Raw genomic sequence first — 558 nt, 5'->3', positions numbered from 1 at the left:
GTCTGAAACCTTACTTTCAGACGGCCTTGTCTTAGCCTTTTCTTTTATTTCCCAGCATATCCAGCAAACCCGCCAGATTACTTTTTCCTTCTTCCTTGCTCACAATCGGCTCGCCGCCTTTGCGGCCTAGGATTTTGATGTCTTCCTGCGGCATTTCGTCTATGAAGCGGCTCGGCTCGGGGAACTGCCATGTGCCTTGCTTTTTGCGTTTGAGGCAGTGGGTCAGCGTAAGTTGACGTTTGGCACGGGTAATACCGACGTACATCAGGCGGCGTTCTTCTTCGACATTGTCTTCTTCGATGCTGTCGTTGTGCGGCAGGATGCCCTCTTCGCAACCGACAAGGAAAACGTAGGGGTATTCCAAACCTTTGGAAGCGTGCAGGGTGGAGAGTTTGACGGCATCGACTTCTTCTTCGCTTTTGCCTTCCAAAAGTGTCATCAGGGCGATGGTTTGGGCAAGCTCGATGATGTTTTTGCCGTCTTGCTCGCCTTTGCGTTCCAGCCAGCCTGTCAGGTCGGTAACGTTACGCCATTTGATTTCACCTGCTTTGCCTTCCT

General features: G+C 51.6%; 1 protein-coding gene. It reads right to left on the bottom strand.

The window, feature by feature from the left end; translation table 11 throughout:
- Positions 1 to 31: 31 nt before the first annotated feature.
- On the bottom strand, positions 32 to 558 hold a 527-nt coding region (locus ACTHS3_RS16655; protein WP_440368594.1), incomplete at its 5' end, for a 3'-5' exonuclease.

Source organism: Neisseria sp. P0009.S007, assembly GCF_051962515.1.
Note: the sequence above shows the minus strand (reverse complement) of the source record. Positions and strands in the feature narration are given on the sequence as shown.